This is a genomic window from Flavobacteriales bacterium, assembly GCA_016713875.1.
Classification (GTDB): Bacteria; Bacteroidota; Bacteroidia; order Flavobacteriales_F; family PHOS-HE28; genus PHOS-HE28.
In genome coordinates, this window is sequence record JADJOI010000003.1 from 2102850 (window position 1) to 2124943 (window position 22094).

The 22094-nt window shown below is 62.0% G+C and carries 11 protein-coding genes; 10 read left to right on the top strand and 1 reads right to left on the bottom strand.

The genetic code is table 11. The annotated features are described in order from the left end of the window. Window positions 1-76: 76 nt before the first annotated feature. The 6 genes from IPJ87_10550 (at window position 77) to IPJ87_10575 (ending at window position 10231) form a co-directional block, all read left to right on the top strand. Window positions 77-2296, top strand: coding sequence for a S9 family peptidase (locus IPJ87_10550; protein MBK7942293.1), 2220 nt, complete (start codon window positions 77-79; stop codon window positions 2294-2296). Between the two features lie 182 nt (window positions 2297-2478). Continuing rightward, entirely contained in the window at window positions 2479-2850 is a 372-nt protein-coding gene (locus IPJ87_10555; GenBank protein MBK7942294.1) for a hypothetical protein, read from the top strand. A 390-nt stretch (window positions 2851-3240) separates the two neighbouring features. Further along, window positions 3241-3933, top strand: coding sequence for a hypothetical protein (locus IPJ87_10560; protein ID MBK7942295.1), 693 nt, complete (start codon window positions 3241-3243; stop codon window positions 3931-3933). Between the two features lie 689 nt (window positions 3934-4622). Then, a complete protein-coding gene (locus IPJ87_10565) occupies window positions 4623-8432 on the top strand; it encodes an Eco57I restriction-modification methylase domain-containing protein (protein ID MBK7942296.1) in 3810 nt (1269 codons plus the stop codon). 6 nt (window positions 8433-8438) lie between these two features. Beyond that, the gene (locus IPJ87_10570; protein MBK7942297.1) at window positions 8439-9053 is read left to right on the top strand and encodes a hypothetical protein; all 615 of its coding nucleotides are present in this window, start codon (window positions 8439-8441) and stop codon (window positions 9051-9053) included. A gap of 95 nt (window positions 9054-9148) precedes the next feature. Further along, window positions 9149-10231 (top strand): hypothetical protein, encoded by a 1083-nt coding sequence (locus IPJ87_10575; GenBank protein MBK7942298.1) that lies wholly within the window; start codon window positions 9149-9151, stop codon window positions 10229-10231. A gap of 46 nt (window positions 10232-10277) precedes the next feature. Here the strand turns inward: IPJ87_10575 and IPJ87_10580 are convergent, their stop codons facing one another. Beyond that, entirely contained in the window at window positions 10278-10679 is a 402-nt protein-coding gene (locus IPJ87_10580; GenBank protein ID MBK7942299.1) for a helix-turn-helix transcriptional regulator, read from the bottom strand. On the opposite strand from IPJ87_10580, the gene IPJ87_10585 reads away from it, so the two are divergent. From IPJ87_10585 to IPJ87_10600, 4 genes are all read left to right on the top strand, one after another. After that, complete coding sequence (locus IPJ87_10585) at window positions 10678-16161, top strand: right-handed parallel beta-helix repeat-containing protein (GenBank protein ID MBK7942300.1); 5484 nt, start codon at window positions 10678-10680, stop codon at window positions 16159-16161. The genes IPJ87_10580 and IPJ87_10585 overlap by 2 nt on opposite strands. 23 nt (window positions 16162-16184) lie before the next feature. Further along, window positions 16185-17699: a hypothetical protein gene (locus IPJ87_10590; GenBank protein ID MBK7942301.1), complete on the top strand. Its 1515-nt coding sequence runs from the start codon at window positions 16185-16187 to the stop codon at window positions 17697-17699. A 708-nt stretch (window positions 17700-18407) separates the two neighbouring features. Beyond that, complete coding sequence (locus IPJ87_10595; GenBank protein ID MBK7942302.1) at window positions 18408-19919, top strand: hypothetical protein; 1512 nt, start codon at window positions 18408-18410, stop codon at window positions 19917-19919. 1119 nt (window positions 19920-21038) lie between these two features. Next, window positions 21039-22064, top strand: coding sequence for a hypothetical protein (locus IPJ87_10600; protein ID MBK7942303.1), 1026 nt, complete (start codon window positions 21039-21041; stop codon window positions 22062-22064). The last annotated feature ends 30 nt before the right edge of the window (window positions 22065-22094 follow it).

Here is a 22094-nt window from a genome sequence, read left to right on the forward strand (position 1 = left end):
CTGCGGTGACCGGCGGTTGACGGTGCCACGGACGCGCGGAACGGGCGAAGTATCTTGCCCGCCCTTGTTGACCGCCATGCTGCACCACCGCCTCCCCGCCGCCCTGTGGCTCATCACCCTCGCGCTTTCCGCGATCGCGCAGAAGCCGCTCACCAACCGCGAGATCTGGGCCTCCCCCACCTTCGCCACCGAGTTCGTGGGCGGCCTGGAGGGCATGCGCGACGGCGAGCACTACACGGCGCTGGAGGAGCGCAACGGCGCGCCGGCCATCGTGCAGTACGCCTACCGCACCGGGCAGGAGGTGGCCGTGCTGGTGGAGGGCAAGGACCTGGTGCCCGCCGGGGCCACGGCGCCCATCGACGTGGACGGCTACAGCTTCAGCGCCGATGAGAAGAAGGTGATGCTGCGCACCGGCACGGAGCCGTTGTACCGCTACAGCTTCTTCGCCGAGCACCACATCCTGGACCGCGCCACGCGCACGCTGCGGCCGTTGAGCGACCCGGCCAAGGGCAAACAGCGGCTGGCCACCATCAGCCCCGACGGCAGCAAGGCCGCCTTCGTGCGCGACAACGACCTGTACGTGGTGGACCTGGGCACCATGACCGAGACGCGCGTGACGAGCGACGGCGCGCTGAACCGCGTGATCAACGGCGCCACGGACTGGGTGTACGAGGAGGAGTTCGCGCTGGTGCAGGGCTACCAATGGAGCCCGGCCGGCACGCAGCTGCTCTTCCTGCGCACGGATGAGACGGCCGTGCCGGAGTTCGACCTCACGTACTACGAGAACCGCCTCTACCCGCGGGAATACCGCTTCAAGTACCCCAAGGCCGGGGAGCAGAACAGCACGGTGGCCCTGTACGTGTACGACACGCGCAACGGGGTCACGCGCGCAGTGGGTATGGGCGAGACCTTCAGCGAGACCTACATCCCCCGCTTCGGGTGGACCACCAAGGACGATGTGCTGTGGTACATGCTGATGGACCGGCTGCAGCAGACCAAGGTGCTCTTCACGGCGTGGATGGCGTATCCGCCCCCGCCGCAGATCGGCGTGATCACCAAGGAGATCTACCGCGAGACGAGCCGCACCTACGTGGAGGTGACGGACGACCTGCACTTCCTGGAGGACGGCAGCGGCTTCATCCTCACGAGCGAGAAGGACGGGTGGAACCACATCCAGTGGTGCAGCATGGACGGCAAGGTGCAGCGCGCGCTGACCCAGGGCGACTGGGACGTGCTGGCCGTGCAGGGTGTGGACGCGGCGCGCAAGCGGGTGCTCTTCACCGCGAGCAAGCGGAGCCCACGCGAGCAGGAGGTGTACGCCGTGGGGCTGAGCGGCAAGGGGCTGGTGCCCCTGAGCCCGCCGGGCGGCTTCAACGACGCGGAGTGGAGCGAGGGCTTCCGCTACTTCATCAACACGCGCAGCACCGCCAGCGAGCCGCCGGTGATCACCCTGCTGGACGGCGAGGGCAAGCTGGTGAAGACCCTGAAGGACAATGCGGCCCTGCGCGAGCGGATGGCGCCGTACGCCCTGCAGCCGCGCGAGTTCTTCCAGTGCACCACGGCCGGCGGTGTCACCCTCAACGGGTGGATGATCAAGCCGCCGGGCTTCAGCGCGGACAAGAAGTACCCCGTGTTCATGACCCAGTACAGCGGCCCCAACAGCAACGAGGTGCTCGACCAGTGGGAGGGCCGCGGCGGGCTGTGGCATCAGCTGCTGGCGCAGCAGGGCTACGTGGTGGCCTGCGTGGACCCGCGCGGCACGGGTCGCCGCGGCCGCGACTTCCGCCACATCACCTACGGCCAGCTGGGCAAGTACGAGACGGAGGACCAGATCGCGGCCGCGCAATGGCTGGCGCAGCAGCCGTACGTGGACGGCACGCGCATCGGCATCCAGGGCTGGAGCTACGGCGGCTACATGAGCAGCCTGTGCATCACCAAGGGGGCCGACGTGTTCAAGGCGGCCATCGCCGTGGCGCCGGTGACCAATTGGCGCTACTACGACACCATCTACACGGAGCGGTACATGGGCCTGCCACAGACCAACGCCGCCGGCTACGACGACAACAGCCCGATCAACCACGTGGAGAAGCTGAAGGGCAAGTACCTGCTGATCCACGGCATGGGCGACGACAACGTGCACTTCCAGAACGCCGCCGAGATGGTGATGGCGCTGATCAAGGCCAACAAGCCCTTCGACCAGTTCGCCTACCCGGACAAGAACCACGGGATCTACGGGGGCAACACGCGGCTGTACCTGTATGAGCAGATGACCACCTGGTTGTTGGAGAACCTGTGATCCGGCGTGCGCAGGCGCGTGTGCGCATGTGCGCATGAGGACATGAGATCGAACGGACGAGCTTCAAGCAGGGCTAGGGGAGATCGCTTCCGCTCCTCGCGGAGCGTCGCGATGACGGGTCAGGATATGATCGGTGCTTGGGGCGAACACATCCGTACCGTCGTCGCGAGCAGCCCGATGGGATGCGCGGCGATCTCCCTTCGCCGGACTGGTTCCCAGCCTTGACCAAGCCGCCACCTGAGGAGCGAACCACGGCGAACAGCCAAGTCAATGACACAAAGGCAGATGGCGACGATGCGAAGGCCGATGTGCACTTCGCGAAGGCGATCGCCGGGGATGCGAGGGGCGTTGATGCGACCGCAATGACGGTTGGTGGGAATGCGAAGGGCGTTGGCGGGATCGCGAAGGCCGATGACGGGACCGCAACGGCGATCGGCGGGGATGCCACGGGCGTTGACCGGAACGCCCTGGCCGATGGCGGCGATGCGAACGACGATGGCGGGATCGCGAAGGCGAATGGCGTTGCCGCACCCGCCGATGGCGGTGCCGCATGACCGAATGGAACCCGTGCAACCGCGTGCGTGACTGACACGATCGCCGATGGGGGCGGTGCGGAGGGCGAAGGTGGGCGCGCCGAGGCGCGGGGAGGGCATGAGCAGCTGTAAAGGGTGCCTTCGGATGCGGGCCGATCGACCGCGGAGCGAGGCGGACGATGCGCACCGGGGAGCGGTGGGCCGGACTTTCGCGCGGACTTGCACAACATAAGCACGTACTATATAATACATTATTATATGTCCACTATTGCCGACAACGTGATCGGGTGTAGTAAGGATCTAACGATCCGAAGTTGATAAACAGCGTTTCAGAAACGGAACCCGGGATGGACAGGGCATCGTTGAACCGGCCAACGGCGAGCGCCAAAACAACTCAAACCAACAACGACCATGGACAAGAAACAGGAAAATCAGTTGACGATGTTCTATGCGGTGCAAAAGACGCTGGAACGACACACGGCGGTATGGAGCGGTGTGCCTGCGATGGCGACCGCGACGACGGAGTACGATGCGAACATCGCGTCGCTGGAGGCGTGCGTGGAGAAGCAGGTGATCGACATCCGGGGTTTCGCCCGCGCGAAAGCGGAGGCGGAGGCCGCGATGGTGGCGATGACCTTGCAGGTGGCGGGCGGTGTGCGGGCCTATGCGACGGTGGTGGGAGACAGCGTGCTGGCGGACAAGATGAACGTGACGCGGAGCGCGCTGGTGCGCCACCGGGACAGCGTGGTGGCGCAGCACTGCCAGGGGATCCACACGGAGGCGACGGCCGTGGTGGGGAGCCTGGCGGACTACGGGGTGCTGCCGGCGACCCTGACGGCGCTGCAGGAGGCGATCGATGCGTATGTGGCGGCGATCACGGCGCCGCGCAACGCGATCACGCAGCGCAAGGGAGCGACGGCCGAACTGCGGATGCTGCTGAAGGACACCACGAAGCTGCTGGTGAAGCGGCTGGACAGCCTGGTGGAGCAGTTCCGGATGACGCAGCCGGTGTTCTACCGGGACTACCACAACAGCCGGATGATCGTGGACCTGGGAACGGGCAGCGCCGAGGGCACGGGCGAACCGGTGCCGGTGGCCGCCTAAGGGAAGAAAAGCTCGCCGACGACGAGCCCTGGGCCGATGGCCCGGGGTTCGTCATTTTCGGGGTGGTGCACAGATGGACGGGGATGGTCCGCGGGAAGATGGAGATGGACGGGAATGGTCCACAGATGGCGCAGATGGCGCAGATGAATGAGGGGGACGAGAGGGACGAACCACGGATGGACGCGGATGGACACAGATGGACAGGAATGGTCCACGGATGACGCGGATGGCGCAGATGAATGCGGGGGACGGGCGGGACGAACCACAGATGGACGCGGATGGACACAGATGGACGGGAATGGTCCACAGATGACGCAGATGAATGAGGGGGACGGCAGGGACGAACCACGGATGGACGCGGATGGACACCGATGAATGCCATCGGCATGAACAGGACAGGGCCGTGAGGCGGTGAACAGAGCGACCGAACAGGCCCAGGGGGTCGGGCGGTGGGTTCAGGTTCGTAGGTCTTGAGGCCGGTCGGTGGCCGGAGGCCAGGTGGGCTTGGGCGGCCGGAGGCGTGGGTGGGAGGCCCGGGTTTGGGGTGCTTGGTCCTTGGTCTGGGGGGGCAGGCGGCAATGATATTGGGCACATGGACCGCGGCCCGGACCTGCCCAACCGCTGTTGTTGAAAGGTGAATGACGTGAGGAGGCATCCAGGGCCATGTGCTGAGCTACTTTGCCGCTTCCATGCGTGCCGAATATTCCAGCATATCCAAAGCCGTCCGCACCCTCCAGCAGTTGCGTCCCACGGAGGCCGAGTTCACCCGCTTCAAGGAGCGCCTGGCCCACTACATCACCGAAGTGGAGCGCGTGCGCAAGACCAGCAGCAGCGGTGCTCTGGAAGAACTGGAAAAGGGATTGCTCCAGGACTTCCTGAAGGATACCTTCTACACCAAGCACCCCGTGCAGCCCAAGCCCTACCAGGGCAATACCGGGGCCGACCTCACCATCCGCAGCCACGGGCACGACAATACCCTGGTGCTGATCGAATGCAAGAGCGGCACCAACACCACCGAGATGGTGACGCAGGAGAACCTGCTCGCCAAGGCTTTTCTGGAATGTGTGGTGTACTACGGATTTGAGAAGGAACAGCAGCAGAACGACCACATCAAGCATGTGGTGGTGACCAACAGCCGCGATTGGTTCGTGTTCGATGCCGTGGAGTTCCGGGCGGCCACCTGGGACAAGGCCGCCGTGCGCGATGCCTTCAAGCAATGGCGCAAGGGCAACCTGGACAGCAGCAGCACGGCCCATCTGCATGTCCGGCTGAAGGAGGTGCTCACCCACACCGAGGCCACGCTCCACGGCACCACCTTCGATCTGTGGAGCTACCGCAAATTCCTGAAACGCGATGATGAGGAGGCCACCCGCGAACTGCTGAAGCTGTGGCGCTTCTTCCACCCGGCGCACCTGCTGAAGGAAGGCGCGGGCAACGACAGCAACGCCCTCAACAAGAACTTCTACCACGAGCTGCTCTACATCCTCGGCTTGCGCGAGGTGAAGGACAAGGGCCGCAAGCTCATCACCCGCCTGCCGGAGAACGAACGACACCCCGGCGCCCTCATCGAGCATACCATGCAGCGGCTGGACCGGGACGGTGCGCTGAGCAACGTGGCCGATCTGGAGACCTACGGCGACACCAAGGAGGACCAGCTTTTCAACGTGGGCATGGAGCTGTGCATCACGTGGCTCAACCGCGTGCTCTTCCTTAAACTGCTGGAAGCGCAGCTGCTCCGCTTTCACAATGGCGACCGGCGCTATGCCTTCCTCTCACCGGACACGCTGAAGGAGTTCGACCAGTTCCATGCGCTCTTCTTTGATGTGATGGCCGTGGAGCGCGACAAGCGCGAACCGGACGTGCGCAAGACCTACGCCCACATCCCCTACCTGAACAGTTCGCTCTTTGAGCCCACCACCTTGGAGCGGCAGGCGCTGCAGATCAACCAGCTGAAGAACAACCTGACCCTGCCGCTCTACGGGCGCACGGTGTTGGTGGAGGAACGCTTGGGCGGCATGGAGCCCACCGCACAGGAATACCTGTTGCGCTTTCTGCAGGCCTACGATTTCGGCAGCGAACAGGGCGAAGGCCCCAAGGCCGACAACCGGCCGCTGATCACCGCCAGTGTGCTCGGCCTCATCTTCGAGAAGATCAACGGCTACCGCGATGGCAGCTTCTACACGCCCGGCTACATCACCATGTACATGTGCCGGGAGACCATCCGGCGGACCGTGCTGGACCGTTTCAATGAAGGGCGCGAACAGCCCTTCAGCAGCTGGGCTGCCTTGGCGAACTATTGCGAGAACCAAGTGGAACCCGCCGCCATTGCCGCCGGCGAGGCCGTGGTGGATGCCCTGCGCATCTGCGACCCCGCCGTTGGAAGCGGTCACTTCCTGGTAAGCGCGCTCAATGAACTGATCGCCATCAAGAGCGAACTGCGGGTGCTGACCGATACCCAAGGCAAGCGCCTGAGCGGCTGGCATGTGGAGGTGGTGAACGATGAACTGGTGGTGACCGACCGCGACACCAGCGACGCCTACCAGTACACCGTGCCGCCCGAGGGCAGACCCTTGGCGCCCGAGAAACAACGCGTGCAAAGTGCCCTCTTCGAGCAGAAGCGCAAGCTGATCGAGAACGGCCTGTTCGGGGTGGACATCAACGCCAACAGCGTGAAGATCTGCCGCCTGCGCCTGTGGATCGAACTGCTGAAGAACGCCTACTACACCGAGGCGGGCGGTACCCGTGAACTGCGCACCCTGCCCAACATCGACATCAACATCAAGCAGGGCAACAGCGTGCTGCAACGCTACAGCCTGAAGTCCGGTATAGAGAACGTGTTGGGGCGCAGCCGCTACACCGTGGAAGAATACCAAGGCTTCGTGTCCGATTACCAGGAGGCCACGGACCGCGAACAACGGCGTGGGTTCCAGAAGATCATTGAGCAGATCGAACAGGGCTTTACCAAGAACATTGCTAGCAAGGACCCGCGTCAGTTGGAGCTTGGCAAACTGGCCGCGCGCTACCAAGAGCTTACCGGCGGCTTGTTCGGTGGCGGCTACAGCACCGATAAGGCCAAGGCAAAAGCGGAAGCCGAACGCCAGAAGCTGGAGCAGCGCATGGGCAAGCTCACCGAAGCACTGGAGGCCGAGAAGGCGGGCCTCAACCACAAGCTGGCCTTCGATTGGCGCTACCGTTTCCCGCAGGTGCTCAACTCAAGCACCGGCGATTTCCGGGGCTTCGATGTCATCCTCGGCAACCCGCCCTACATCCGGCAAGAGGAGATCACCGCCTACAAGCACCACCTGCGCGACTTCCGCACCTTCACCAGCACGGCCGACCTTTTTGTGTACTTCATGGAGCTGGGCCACGAACTACTGGCGCCGGGCGGCTACTTCTGCTACATCGTGGCCAACAAGTGGATGCGCGCGGGCTACGGCGAAAAGCTGCGCAACTACCTGGGCGAACATACGCTGGTGCAACTGGTGGACTTCGGCGACCTGCCCGTTTTCGAGGAAGCCACCACCTACCCCTGCATCCTACTCTGCCGTCGCGGCCCCGCACCGGTGGGCCATAGCGTGCACGCCATCGCCATGCCCGAACTGCGCACGGATGACCTTGCCCCTTACGTGCAGGCCAACGCCCTGCACATACCCCAGCGCACGCTGGTGCGCAACGAGTACCGCATTGCCAACGAGAGCAGCAGCGCCGTGCTGGACAAGATCCGCGAGGCGGGTGTGCCTTTGGGGCAATATCTCAACGGCAAGGTCTACTGGGGCATCAAGACCGGCTACAACAAGGCCTTTGTGATCGATGCCGCCACGAAGGACCGGCTGATTGCGGCGGACGCGCGGAGCGCGGAGGTGATCAAGCCGTTTGTTGTAGGATCTGATGTGAAGCGCTACGGCCAAGCAGCAGCGAACCGTTATCTGATCTTCACACGAAGGGGCATTGACATCAACGAGTATCCGGCCATTCAGGAACACCTGATACAGCACAGGACCGAATTGGAGCCTCGACCTGCCGAATGGAAGGGCAAGACGGCTGAGTGGCCAGGAAGGAAACCAGGCCCATACAAGTGGTATGAGATACAGGACAACGTAGACTACTACAAGCTAATGGAGGTGCCGAAGATCCTCTACCCCGATATTGCACCCAGCCCCCAGTTCCAACTCGCTCTCGATGGTTCGTATTGCGGCAATACCTGCTACTTCATACCAACCGGGGAAAAGGCGCTGCTTGGTGTCTTGAACAGCAAAGTGTTCGCCTACTACTACGCTTCAGTAAGCACGGTGATGCGTGGCGGATACTTCCGGTTCTTCAGCCAGTACGTCGAAGCTGCACCAATACCACCGATGAGCGAGGAGGTAAGGACCAAGCTCGATGCATTGGTCACACGCCGCATAGCCGGTGATGCCAGCGCGGAGGCGGAGATCGATGCGGTGGTGTATGGGTTGTATGGGTTGGGGGAGGATGAGGTGAGGGTTGTGGAGGGGAAGTGATGAGGCATGCAACACCGAAGCGGCATACAGAAGCGGACTCTAACTGCCCTGCGTTGTATCACCAATGGTGATCTGGAAGAAGCATTCCTTCACCTTGCCACCGCCATCGACTCCACCTCGAAGCGGCACTATCCGGGGGCAGGGAATAGGAAACGCTATTGTGACTATCTCCACAAGCATCAAGAGGACATGTTCTGGATCGCCACCTCGGGCACCTTGGTGGTCTTAGGTGGATTCGGGCACCCGGTGACCAAAGAAGTGATCCGGATCGCGGATGCCATTTATGCGGTTCGCTGTGCGAGCATCCATGACCCGGAGGAGCTTGGCAAACTTGTCTCGTTCGTGATCGAAGGAAAGTTCGGGTTCGATCAAGAGGGCCGCTTCCTCATCAACTCCGGCATGCTCACGGCGCTGGCATTGCTTGTTCTTACAGACCCTGCCAATCGGACCAGTTTGGACCGGTTTGAGCTGAGTCGTTTCGGCGGTTTAAAGCATGGGCAAGTACACATTGATCTGACAGCATGTATTGGTGGAAGGACGCGACTGCTGAATGTGTACCGAGGACTCAACCAGCAAAAGAAAGGGCAAGTCGGAAAGGACGCTGGCATCGAGCCGACCTGAGCAGAGGGAGGAACTGCAAGTTGCTCAGCAAATAACCGGACCCTGAGAACAGATCCTCCGACACGAGAACAAGCAGCCACGCCAAGAGCATGGGTATGATGAACAACGTAATACTCGATAGCTGGACCTTTCAGAGCGTTGGTGAGTTGTTCGCTAACGGCTACGACCACGAGCGCACGGGTATCCTGGTTGCCACGGACGAGGCACACGAGTTCATTCCCATTGCGCATGGCGAACTGCAGCTGCAAGCCGTAGTGGACCTCTTGACCCATGTGGTGTTGCGTGACACCTTGATCCTGGACAGGCAGTTCATTGAGGCTTGGGAGATCCACGTGGATTGCTTTGGGCCGATCAGTGACGCGGGTATCGTGCTGGCCATCGCACCGCTCATTGAAGGCCAGACATTGATCGAGCAGCGGCAGCGCATCGTAAAGGAGCTGTGCGTGACCGAGACGCTGCGCGCGGTGCAGGAAGAGAACGAGCGGACCTATGGCGAGACACAGCAGGCCAGCAGGCCGTACGAGAGCCAGATCATCTGGGGCGGAGCGGGTATGTTGGCGCGAAGCGCTGACCGGCGGTTGCCGTATGTGGGACATCCACTCCGGCAACGGTTCATTGAGAGCACCAAAGCATGGCGCACGCCGCCTGATCCAACACGAAGGGTGATCGACCTGGTGAACGCACACAAGGCTGCGATCTACAGCACTATTATCGGGGAAGATGTGGGCAGACGGGCGCGGCTCATGCTGCCCGCCGTGGCGGCGGAGGTCATCACCCGCGCGGAAGCGCCGGAACAGTTGTTCGAAGTTGCCCTCGACCTTCGGGACAAATACAGGAAACTAAGGGGTTGGCTGGGTGAACTACGCACCGCCCTTGAAGAGGAGGACACGGCCAAGTTGATTGCGTCCGAGCGCGTGCTCAACGCCCTTGCTAAGGATGTAGCCAGACAAACTGGAAAGGGAGGTGGAGAGGTCGCAAGCCTGGATATTGCAGTGAATAGCATGTCGACCGCGAGCACCATGACGATAACAAGCACCATAAGTGCACTTAAGGATGCCTACGAGCGCAGGTTCACCGTTCGGCATGATCTACTGCAACTGATGAAGGCACCCGCTGGTGAGCGAGCACTCGAGAAGCTTGGGAGGATGTTCGGAAAAGAGAAAGGAGGCTGCCGGTAAGTGGGCTACTCCACTGTAAGACAAGGACCATGTGAAACCGCCCCCCTCACCGCACGATGCGCGGGCGGAGGTGCTCGGGGTTCGTGCCTTCGACCTGGATGCGTTCGACTTCGCTGAGGAGGTGGCGGATGGTGCGGTCCTTGAGCTCGATCTCGCGGCGGAGCTGGTCGCACGCCGGGCAGCTGTGCTCCGCGGCATGGGCACCGGCGGACGCTGCGGGATCGCCGAACAACCAGTCGAAGCTGACGCCGGCGCGCCGGACAAGGCGGCGCAGTCGGTCTTCTGAAGGAAGGCGCTGGGTGTGGCCCTTCTCGAGGTTGCAATAAGCGGGTTGGGACATGCCGAGGACCTCGGCCATGCGGTCCTGACTGAACTTGAGCACCTGGCGCAGTTCCTTGAGACGTTCGTGCAGCATCGGTCTGGGGGCGATGGGGTAGAGATGGAACATGGAAGCGCTGGTGGTAGGACGAAAGTACGATCATATCGAAATCGAATTCCGATCATATCGGAATCGAATGATCCATTCGATGGTCGGATCGGGGAGCGCAGCCGTGGGGCTGACCTTGGCGGCGTGGAAGGAAGATGAATACCGAACCATGAACACCAAGAACACTTCACCCCGACCGATGCGGCACCTCCTGTGCATCAGCGCACTCCTCGCTTGTGCAAGCACGTATCCGCAGACCTACTATGTGGACGCCAATGTGGCCACATCCGGTGATGGCAGTATCGGCGCACCGTTCAAGACGATCGCGGACCTAAATAACGCTGTCGGCCCCATATCGAGCGGAGAGTCCGTGAAACTTGCAAGAGGAGGTGAGTATCCCGGAACGATCACCGTTGCATCAGGCTCGCAGAACGTGACGATCGAGGCTTACGGATCCGGCGCGAACCCTCTGATATTGGGAACGGAGGACATTGCACCAAGCGCATGGACACACCAAGGAGGCGGGCTGTGGCGTATCAATGTGGTCGATGCTAATGCACAGTATCATCTATACGAAGGAGGCGGCCTTAACGCGGTGCGAAGGGAACCTGCTAGACATCCGAACGTGGGTTACCTCCGCAACGAAACCTATACGGACGGGGGAGCAACTGGAACGATCGAACTCAGCCCTGGAACGCCATTGGGCAGTGTTGACCCGATCGGTGCCCAGCTTGTCTGTCGCACACGGAACTGGCAATACGAACATGTACGGGTCACTGGACTAAATGCACAGGGTGGCCTTGAGTTCCAACCGAGCCTTGGGTATGACATCGGGACGGATAACTGGGGCCTATTCCTGCAAGGGACCTTTGCACTGATCGATCAGGTTGGAGAGTGGGGCACCGAGGACATCCCAGGAACAAGTAACGACCACCTGTACTACTACACTGGCGACCTGAACAACCCCCCAGAAGGTGTTGCAATATCAAGGACAGAAAGGGGAGTACGGATCGAAGCAGGGTTCAACAACGTGACTGTGCGCAATGTTGACTTCATGGGACAATATGGAGCCGGTGTCACTTTCGGACAAGGAACCGGATTAACCATTGAGGGCTGCACTTTCAATGACCTGCGGAGAGGAATTGACGACCGTTCAAGTAGCGGCGGCGTGGGGAGCGGGCACACCCTGATGTACAATTCGTTCACCAATTGTCATGACTATGCCCTGCTTTGTAAGGCCGACAATACCACCGCCGAACACAACACATTTACACAGATCGGCATACAACCAGAAGCACTACGACTAGCCCCGAACTATCCGGGTAATGTTTTTGGGAGCTATGGGGGTGCCTCATTTACCGGACATGGATACACCTTCAGGTATAACCTGATCGAGCAAGTCGGAAATGCGGCATTGTCATTGAATGGGCAAGGCTTGGTAGAATACAATACCATACGTGGTGCACTACAGACCCTAAACGACGCGGGAGCTATCCAGATCGACTATTGCGACGGTTTGGAGCTTAGGACAAATATTATAACCGAAGTAGGTGACAACGTGGGAAGTCTAGAAACCACTGCAACCGAGTATGATAACTATGGCGCCATTTTTTACGGAATTTACTTCGGAGATCATTACATCGTGAATACCCGAGTCGACGGAAACACAGTAAGTGATGCCACGAAAGGAATACACGTGGACCATAATCTGTGCAGTGAGAATGCGATAGTGACCAACAATATACTCTTCAATAATGATGTGCAGCTCAGCATTACGGATTTATCAAACTATCAAGACACCTACATGGTGGACGATGAAGGAGCCCCCTTGCCTGTTGGTTGCATAGGGGATGGCTCCTTCGGCGGTATGGGTGCAGGTGCTAACCACAGAGCAACATACTCGGACGTCTATGAACGAAACATCCTGTACTCCCTAAGGACGGATCAGCTCTGCCTTGAACTAGGACAGGCGTGGGCGAGTGGTTATGCGGGAACGAAGCCACTAGTAGACTTCGGAACCTTCGATCATAACTACTATTGCAACCCTTTCAGCAAGGTCACCATGGGGGATCGGGTTTCATACAATGTCACTGGCGTGACCCAGTATCTCAGCGCACAGGTCATCCCATATACCCTAGAGGGGTGGCGCTCAGCCAAGAATGAGGATCATCATTCCAGCACCAGCCCATTGCACCTGAAGGACTATGCGCTTACGGCAGAGACTCCAACGGGCATCAACCATGATGACGATCTTGATGGAGGCGTGGCAAATTGGACCTGCACGGGTTGTGGTAGTGGCGCTGAAACCACAACCGTGGTGAACGGCACCGACCTCGCTCTGCGAAGCACGAACTGCACGTGGGTCGAGCGGGGCTGCGACCCGCTGCAGGCGGAACCTGTCGATGGCAACAATAGCGGGGCCTACGTATTCCGCTTCAAGATGCGGGCCGAAGGGGTGGACGCCATGCGGCTGGCGCCCGTGTTCGAGAGCACCTACCGGAATGAGGTGTATTTCGGTGTTTCACCAGAATGGCGTGACCACGAACTCGTCGTGAACGTGACCGACGGCGGAAACGGTGACAACCTGTATACCAGCTGGCAGAACCTACAGTTCGGTCTGGGAGCGACGACGAGCTGCGTGGTGGACGTGGACGATGTGGTGGTCCGCCGAGCAACCGTGGACCCGGATCACTACGCGAATGAGGTCGCCCCGAACCACATTCTGCGGTACAACAATCCGTTGGAACAGACCATGAACGACCCGCAGAACGTGGCTGCCACCGGCGGTGAGGTGACCTTGGGACCCGGCTGCTGGAGCGATGTGTACGGGACGATCTACAGCGGCAGTGTGGACCTGGATCCTTGGGAGAGCATCGTTCTGTTCAAGCTGAGCGGGGCATTCGACCATGCGAACGGATACACCGTGAGCGGTGATGAGGTCTGGAGCACGGACAAGAACATCCGGGGCAGCCTGGTGGTACCCAATGGGGCCAGCCTGACGATCGACGGAGCCACGATCGGATTCGCCGACAGCCGGGTGGACAATAACCCGACAACGAACGTGGTGGTGCAACCCGGTGGGGTGTTGCGCTTGGTGAATGGCGCGCTGTTGACGAGCGTACCGGGTGCGGCCTGCGATGGCGGGATGTGGGATGGTGTGAAGGTGCTGGGCAACGAGACCTCGGTGGGTGCCGGGCTGGTGGAGATGAACTCGGGTGCGCGGATCGAGAACGCATACGTGGCCTTGCTGGGCAGCAACGGCGACCCGGTGACATTGAATACGAGCAGCGGAGCGGGAGGCCGGATGCTGCTGGATGATGCGGGGTTCGTGAACAACGTGCGGGATGTGGTGCGCTACGGCGAGCAACAACCGGTGGACATGGTGGTGAACAATTGCCGCTTCATCACCACGCGCGAGCTGGTGGACCCGACCCTGGTGCCGCTGTCGCATGTGTGGTTATTGAGCACGGGGACGACGAGTTTCCACGGCTGCACGTTCGGCAACCTGCGTGATGACCTGCCCAGCGATCCGGAGGAGCGTGGAGTCTTCGGGATCGTGGGGCTTGCTGCGAACGTGAACGTGGAACCCCTGGCCCCGGGTGAGCCCGGCAACCGCTTTGTGAACCTGTTCTCCGGGGTGAAGCACTACAGCGTGAACCAGACCACGCTGGTGGTGGACCAGAACCACTTTGAAGGCTGCAGCCGCGGGGTGGCCGTGGTGGGCACACCGAACGTGACCTTCACCCGGAACGAGGTGCATGTGCGCGGCACGGAAGGGACCGGCCCGGCGAACTACGGCACCTACTTCTACAACAGCCGGAGCTTTGAGTACGAGCAGAACAGCTTCTTGGGGATGGACGATGGTGCGCTCAAGGCGGGCAGTGTGTTCCATACCATCGGGCCTTACAACGATGAGGTGTATAAGAACACCTACGACCGGTTCAACGGGAGTATCGGGACACTGTACAGCGCCGGACTCATCTTCAGCGGGGTGAACAGCAGCGCGGACCATACTTCGGGCATCAGCTGGCGGTGCAACGACCTGAGCCTGTTGCATGAGAACGACCACGATGTGGGCTTCACCGATGGGGCGGGTGCGACGACGGTCAGGAATACGCAAGGAACCGATGATGAACATACCACACTGGCCGGAAACCGCTACACCGACCTCAACATCGACTGCACGAACAACCCCGACAAACATCTGTATGTGGAGGATGAGAACATCAATTTGTTCTACTACTTCCACCATGAGCAGGATATGGCAGAGCCTTTCGATCTACGCCCTGATTGTTCGAGTCCACCAGTAGACCCAGGTATGTGGTTCACAGACGCCGGCGTAGGCTATGTTGAAGGAGGAGTCGAACCATCATGCCCTGCCCACCTTGCGCAATTCGCACCCGACGAAGACCTTGAGGATGAGATCACCTGGGCCGAGGAACAGAAGGAGGTGGTGGAAGCGGTGTATGATAATTGGAAGGACGGTGGCAGCACGCAAGAGCTGCTGAGCTTTGTGCAGGACCCGGCGAACGACAGCTACGCGGTGCGGAATGCGCTGATGTTGGCAGCACCGTCGGTGACCTTCCTGGTCTGGCGGCAGGTATTCGAGCGCGAACCGGCCATGAACCCCTGGCATGTGGCCCAGGCGCTGATCGCCAACAGCCCGTTGCAACGGGAGGTGCTGGACCTGTTGGAGGAGTACGACTTTCACCCATATTACGAGGCCTTGGTGCTGGATGCGCAGGGAGAGGGGGTGATCATGCACGCCATGTACCAGAGCGAGATCGCGCATTTCGCGGGCAGGCATGAGCGGGCCCTGGGCGACCTGACGCGCAAGGCCCTGCGCAGCGGGGACCCTGTGGCGATGGCGAATGCGCGGAGCTGGCACGAAGCCCACCCTGCGGCCAGCAGCACCGAGGCGCTGGTGGACCTGTGCCTGGCCCTGAGCGACCTGGAGCGCGCCCGGCAGGTGGTGGATTCGGAACTGGTGGCCTCGCCCTACCGCGACTACTGGGAGGTGCAGGACCTGTATCTGAGCCTGCTGGAGGACAGCCTGGGGCCCTTGGACCTTAGCCCTGCCGGCCAGCAGGCCCTGTTGCCGATCGCGCTGAGCCGCGAACATGGCAGTGGACAAGCACAAGCGTGGATGACCCTGCTAGGCGGTGGATTCGTTGAGCAGGTGGTGCTGCCGAACCACGATCAACCCCGGGCGCCGGTGCACGAGGTACGTCCGCGGGTACTGCCCCCGACACCGTTCATCAATGTACACCCGAACCCGAGCGATGGGCCGGTGGTGGTGGTGTGCCGCCTGCCGGAAGGTGCGCAAGGGGGGCACCTGCTGGTGCAGGACCCCTTGGGACGGAGCATCCATCAGCAGCCCTTCCACGGTAAAGTGCAGCTCTTGGACCTGGATACCCGTACCTTAGCTACCGGCGTGTACACCGCCGTGCTGGAGGCCGATGGCATCCGGATCGGTGTGGCCAAGTTCGAACTGGTGCGATGAGGAAATGTGGTCTTTTATGGTGCATGGGGTTCGTGCAGCTCGTGACCAATGGACAGGTAGCCGCCCAGCAGTACCAGCGCCGGTATGATGCCTTCGGCCAACAGCGCGCACAGAACGGCTGGTCGATCGAGCCCTTGACGGACAGCACCTGGTTGGCGGTGGTGAACGGCCAATTGCAGGTGGGCAACTTGGTGTACAGCTCGGTGGTCGGGGGGCTGATCCTGAACGCCGATGGCGTTGCGCTGGACACGACCGTCGTTTTCCGGGAGGGGTATGCCACCTATCCCGGCTGGGCGAATGCGGCCGCTTTGCGGCAAGCCGGAGGGGTGCTGGTGGGCGGGAGCAACAAGGACTCGCTGAACACGGACCGGCCTGTGTTGTACCTCTTCGGACCCACGGGGCAGCTGGACACCCTGTACAGCTATGGGATCGCGGGGGAGGATTGGATCGGCCGCTGCGGTAAGCAGACCCCGGATGGGGGATACGTGATCTCGGGAGAGACCAATACGGGGGGGCTCAGTGTGGACGGCTTTCTGTTGAAGGTGGACAGCCTGGGGAACCAAGAGTGGGTGCAGACCTATGGACTGGCGAACCGGTCGGAGGTGTTGACGACCGTGGACCTGGCGCCGGGGAACGGCTATTACCTGGGCGGCCAGGCCCACATGGGCGGCGGGAACTACGACCAATGGCTGCTGCGGGTGGATGGCAACGGGGATGTGATCTGGGAAGAGGAATACCCCACCCCCTACCATGACCCGAGCACGCATGTGACCACCTTGGCGGACAGCGCTGCGGTGTTCGCCACTGCTTGGTCAATAAACCCCGATGACGACCAGGTGCTGGCGCTGGTGAAAGTGGAGCCGAACGGGAGCACGGTCTGGTCGAAGACCTACGATGGTGCGGCCTACAACACGGCCTTGTTCGCCGTGAAGGAGGTGAGCCCCGGTGGGGACCTGATCGCGGTGGGGCAGAGCTCGTTGCCCAGCCTGTTCAACGGCGTTCTGTTGCGCACCACGGCGCAGGGCGACAGTGTGTGGATGCGGTACTACCAGTACGCGGATAGTGTATGGACACAGGGCCACGGGACCTTGCGCGATGTGGTGCCCACCGCCGATGGGGGTTTCATCGCAGTCGGGAGGGCGATGGCCAGCAGCAACAACCCGAACGACCCGCCGATCTACGGACAGGACACGTGGGTGGTGAAGGTGGACAGCATGGGCTGCCTGGAGCCGGGCTGCCACCTGATCACGGGCCTGACGAGCCAGGTGACGAACCTGCGCGGTGCGCTGCGGGTGTGGCCAAACCCTGTGCAGGGGCAGGGGCAGGTGCAGGTGGCGTGGGACCTGCCGGAGGCGGTGACCGGTTCGGCGCAGCTGACGCTGGTGAGCGCGGCGGGACAGGTGATGGGTACCTGGCCGGTGGCGCTGGCGGAGCAGGGGCATACCCTGGACCTGGGCAGCACTTCCCCGGGCCTGTACCACGTGCACCTGGTGGTGGAGGGGCGGTGGGTGAGCGGGGCGCGGGTAGTCGTTCAGTGAAAAGCTGAAAGGGGAAAGCTGAAAGCCGAAAGAAGGGACGACCTGACGGCAGCAGGGGACGCGGCCTCCAGCTTCTGGCCTCCAGCCTCCAGCCTCTAGCCTCTAGCCGCCAGCCACCAGCCGCCGGCCACCAGCCGCCAGCTTCCGGCCGCCGGCCACAGGCCACCAGCTACCGGCTGCGGGACGCCTTCACGAAGACCTCGGCGCGCGAGGGGAGATCGCTTCAGGCGGAGGACCGCCTTCGCGATGACGGTGTGGAACATGATCGGTACAGGTACCCAACCTCTCCGGACCGTCACTGCGAGGCGTGTGCGGTGGGTTGTGCGAAAGGCGCCGTGACCGTCTCCCCTAGGTGGACGGAACCACCACGCACGGAAGCCCCCGCCTGAGCAGCGAACATTCGCTGCGGGTGCACACCCGAGGGCACGGGGAGGTTCCGGTCCGAGGGGATCCGGCGTGCCTGAGTTGCCACCTCCCCCACCCCCTCCTTGCCCGGCGCGTGGAGCGATCCACGCGCAGGAGGGGCGTTCATCCGGCAAGGATCTCCCTGTTGCGGACACGATCACCTTCCCCTTCGACCCGTACCTTGGCTACCGGCGTGTACACCGCCGTGCTGGAGGCCGATGGCATCCGGATCGGTGTGGCCAAGTTCGAACTGGTGCGATGAGAAGATGCGGCCTGCCTTGGTTCATTGCATTCGTGCAGCTCGTGACCATTCGACACGTAGCTGCCCAGCAGTACCAGCGCCGGTATGATGTCTTCGACCAACAGCGTGCGCAGAACGGCTGGTCGATCGAGCCCTTGACGGACAGCACCTGGTTGGCGGTGGTGAACGGCCAATTGCAGGTGGGCAACCTGGTGTACAGCTCGGTGGTCGGGGGGCTGATCCTGAACGCCGATGGCGTTGCGCTGGACACGACCGTCGTTTTCCGGGAGGGCTATGCCACCTATCCCGGCTGGGCGAATGCGGCCGCATTGCGGCAAGCCGGAGGGGTGCTGGTGGGCGGGAGCAACAAGGACTCGCTGAACACGGACCGGCCTGTGTTGTACCTCTTCGGCCCCACGGGGCAGGTGGACACCCTGTACAGCTATGGGATCGCGGGGGAGGATTGGATCGGTCGCTGCGGTAAGCAGACCCCGGATGGGGGATACGTGATCACGGGAGAGACCAATACGGGGGGGATCAGTGTGGACGGCTTTCTGCTGAAGGTGGACAGCCTGGGGAACCAGGAGTGGGTGCAGACCTACGGGCTGGCCAATAGAGCGGAGTACTTGACCACCGTGGATCTAGCCCCAGGGAATGGCTACTACCTAGGCGGAAAACTACACGTGGGCGGTGGAAACTATGATCAATGGCTGCTCGGTGTGGATAGCGCGGGCCACGAAGTGTGGCAGGAGACCTACGGTAGCATCCATAATGATTACCCAAGCGCCCATGTGACCAGCGTAGCGGACGGCACCGTGGTGTTCGCGACGAGCTTCACTCTGAACGCCGACGAAGATCAGGTGCTGGCCCTGGTGAAGGTCGATCCGGATGGGATGACGCTCTGGAGCAAGACGTACGACGGGGCCCAATTCAACAACGCCTTGTATGCCGTGAAGGAGGTGAGCCCCGGCGGTGACCTGATCGCGGTGGGGCAGAGCTCCCTACCCGATCCAATGAACGGCGTGTTACTGCGCACCACCGCGCAGGGCGACAGTCTGTGGTTGCGCTACTACCACTATGCGGACAGCGTGTGGACCCAAGGGAAAGGATTCTTGCGCGATGTGGTGCCGACCCCGGACGGTGGCTTCATCGCCGTGGGTACTGCCATGGCCAGCAGCAACAACCCGAACGACCCGCCGATCTACGGACAGGACACCTGGGTGGTGAAGGTGGACAGCATGGGCTGCCTGGAGCCGGGCTGCCACCTGATCACGGGCCTGACGAGCCAGGTGACGAACCTGCGCGGTGCGCTGCGGGTGTGGCCGAACCCGGTCGGGGCGCAGGGGCAGGGGCAGGGGCAGGTGCAGGTGGCGTGGGACCTGCCGGAGGTGGGGACCGGATCGGCGCAGCTGACGCTGGTGAGCCTGGCGGGACGGGTGATGGGCAGCTGGCCGGTGGCGCTGGCGGAGCGAGGGCACAGCTTGGACCTGGTCGGTTATGCGGCGGGGCTGTACCACGTGCACCTGGTGGTAGAGGGGCGGTGGGTGAGCGGGGCGAAGGTGGTGGTGGAGTGAGGGAGGGAGACGGGTAGCGACCGGACGGCAGCGGGGGACTTGGCCTCCAGCTTCTGGCCGCCAGCCTCCGGCCACTAGCCTCCAGCCGCCGGCCACAGGCCACCAGCCGCCGGCTGCGGGACGCCTGCACGAAGACCGAGGCGTGCGAGGGGAGATCGCTTCGGCCGCAGAGCCGGACCTCGCGAAGACGGTGGGGAGGTGATCGGTACAGGTACCCAACCTCTCCGGACCGTCACTGCGAGGCGTGTGCGGTGGGTTGTGCGAAAGGCGCCGTGGTAGTCTCCCCTAGGTGGACGGAACCACCACGCACGGAAGCCTTTTCCTGAGCAGCGAACGCCCGCTGCGGGTGCACAAGGAGGGGCACGGGGAGGGTTCGATCCGCAGGGATCCGAACGTGCCTGAGCGGCTACCGCCCCCACCCCCTCCTTGCCCGGCGCGTGAAGCGATCCACGCGCAGGTGGGGCGTTCATCCGGCAAGGATCACCCTGATGCGGACGCGATCACCTTTCCTTCAACCCGTACCTTGGCTACTGGCGTGTACACAGCCGTGTTGGAGGCCGATGGCATCCGGATCGGTGTGGCCAAGTTCGAACTGGCATGATGTTGAACCGACGTGCCTTACCAGCCTGCGCAGCGCTGCTCTTGTTGGTCAACCACAGGATGGACGCGCAAAGCTGGATGCGGCGCTACGACGCTTTTCAGCAGGAAGAGACACAGTTCGGATGGAGTGTGGAGCACGATGGAGATAGTGGGTACGTCGTCTTCTGCTTTACCACCTACCAAGATTCGGTCCTGTATGGACCCGTGGTGGGTGCAGCGCATCTCAATGGCGATGGGCTGGTCAGCGCTGAGCATGTGTCCTGGGTCACTGGGAAATACTGCTATCCTGGATGGTCCAATACATCGGACAGAACTATGGATGGCGGTTTCGTGGTGGGAGGGTCAAGCGATGAAGGGGGCGACACGATCAGAGTGTGCGTATACCGCTTCGCTGCTGGTGGGCAGCCCGCCGGAATCCACGAACTCAACCTACCTGGAGTGGCGTGGATCGGTCGGCAGGCGAAGCAGACACTCGATGGCGGCTTTTTGATCTGTGGGGAAACTTCCGCTACGGGTACCTTGGACGCGTTCCTAGTGAAAACCGACAGCCTTTTCCAAGTACAATGGGTGCAGACCTACGGGTCACCGAACCGGCGGGACTTGGCGCTTGCGGTGGCCTTGGCGCCGAATGGAGGATACTACCTCGGTGGGAAGAAGGAGATCACATTCAACAATTTTGACCAATGGGTGCTGCGGTTGGATGAGAATGGGAATCAGATCTGGCAGGCCACTTATGGTGTTGCAGGGAACAACGATGTCCCCAACGCCCATCTCGAAGCACTTGCGGATGGGAACTGTGTTTTCGCGAGTGCCTGGAACTTGACCGGGAACGGGGAGCATACGCTTTGCCTGGTGAAGATCGACACCGCGGGCGGGGTGCTTTGGTCGCACACCTACGGCGGATGGTGCGGAGGGTGTTCGCTGTTCGCCGTGAAGGAGATCACCCCGGGCGGAGACCTGATCAGCTGCGGGCAGGCGTGGAGCATTGCGGATGATGGCGAGCAAGGTGTGTTGCTGCGCACCACCGCGCAAGGCGACAGCGTATGGCAGCGCAACTTCTTCTATGCGGATAGTTTGATGAGCGATGGACAGGGAACACTGCGTGATGTGCTGCCAACGACCGACGGAGGCTTCATCGCCGTGGGCATGGTGTACAGCAGCGCCAGCGGTAACAACCCGCCGGGCTACGGGCAAGATCTGTGGGTGGTGAAGGTGGACAGCATGGGCTGCCTGGAGCCGGGCTGCCACCTGATCACGGGCCTGACGAGCCAGGTGACGAACCTGCGCGGGGCGCTGCGGGTGTGGCCGAACCCGGTGCAGGTGCAGGGGCAGGTGCAGGTGACGTGGGACCTGCCGGAGGCGGTGACCGGTTCGGCGCAGCTGACGCTGGTGAGCGCGGCGGGACAGGTGATGGGCAGCTGGCCGGTGGCGCTGGCCGAGCGAGGGCAGAGCCTCGACCTGGGCGGTTATGCGGCGGGGCTCTACCACGTGCACTTGGTGGTGGAGGGGCGGTGGGTGAGCGGGGCGCGGGTAGTCGTTCAGTGAAAAGCTGAAAGGGGAAAGCTGAAAGCTGAA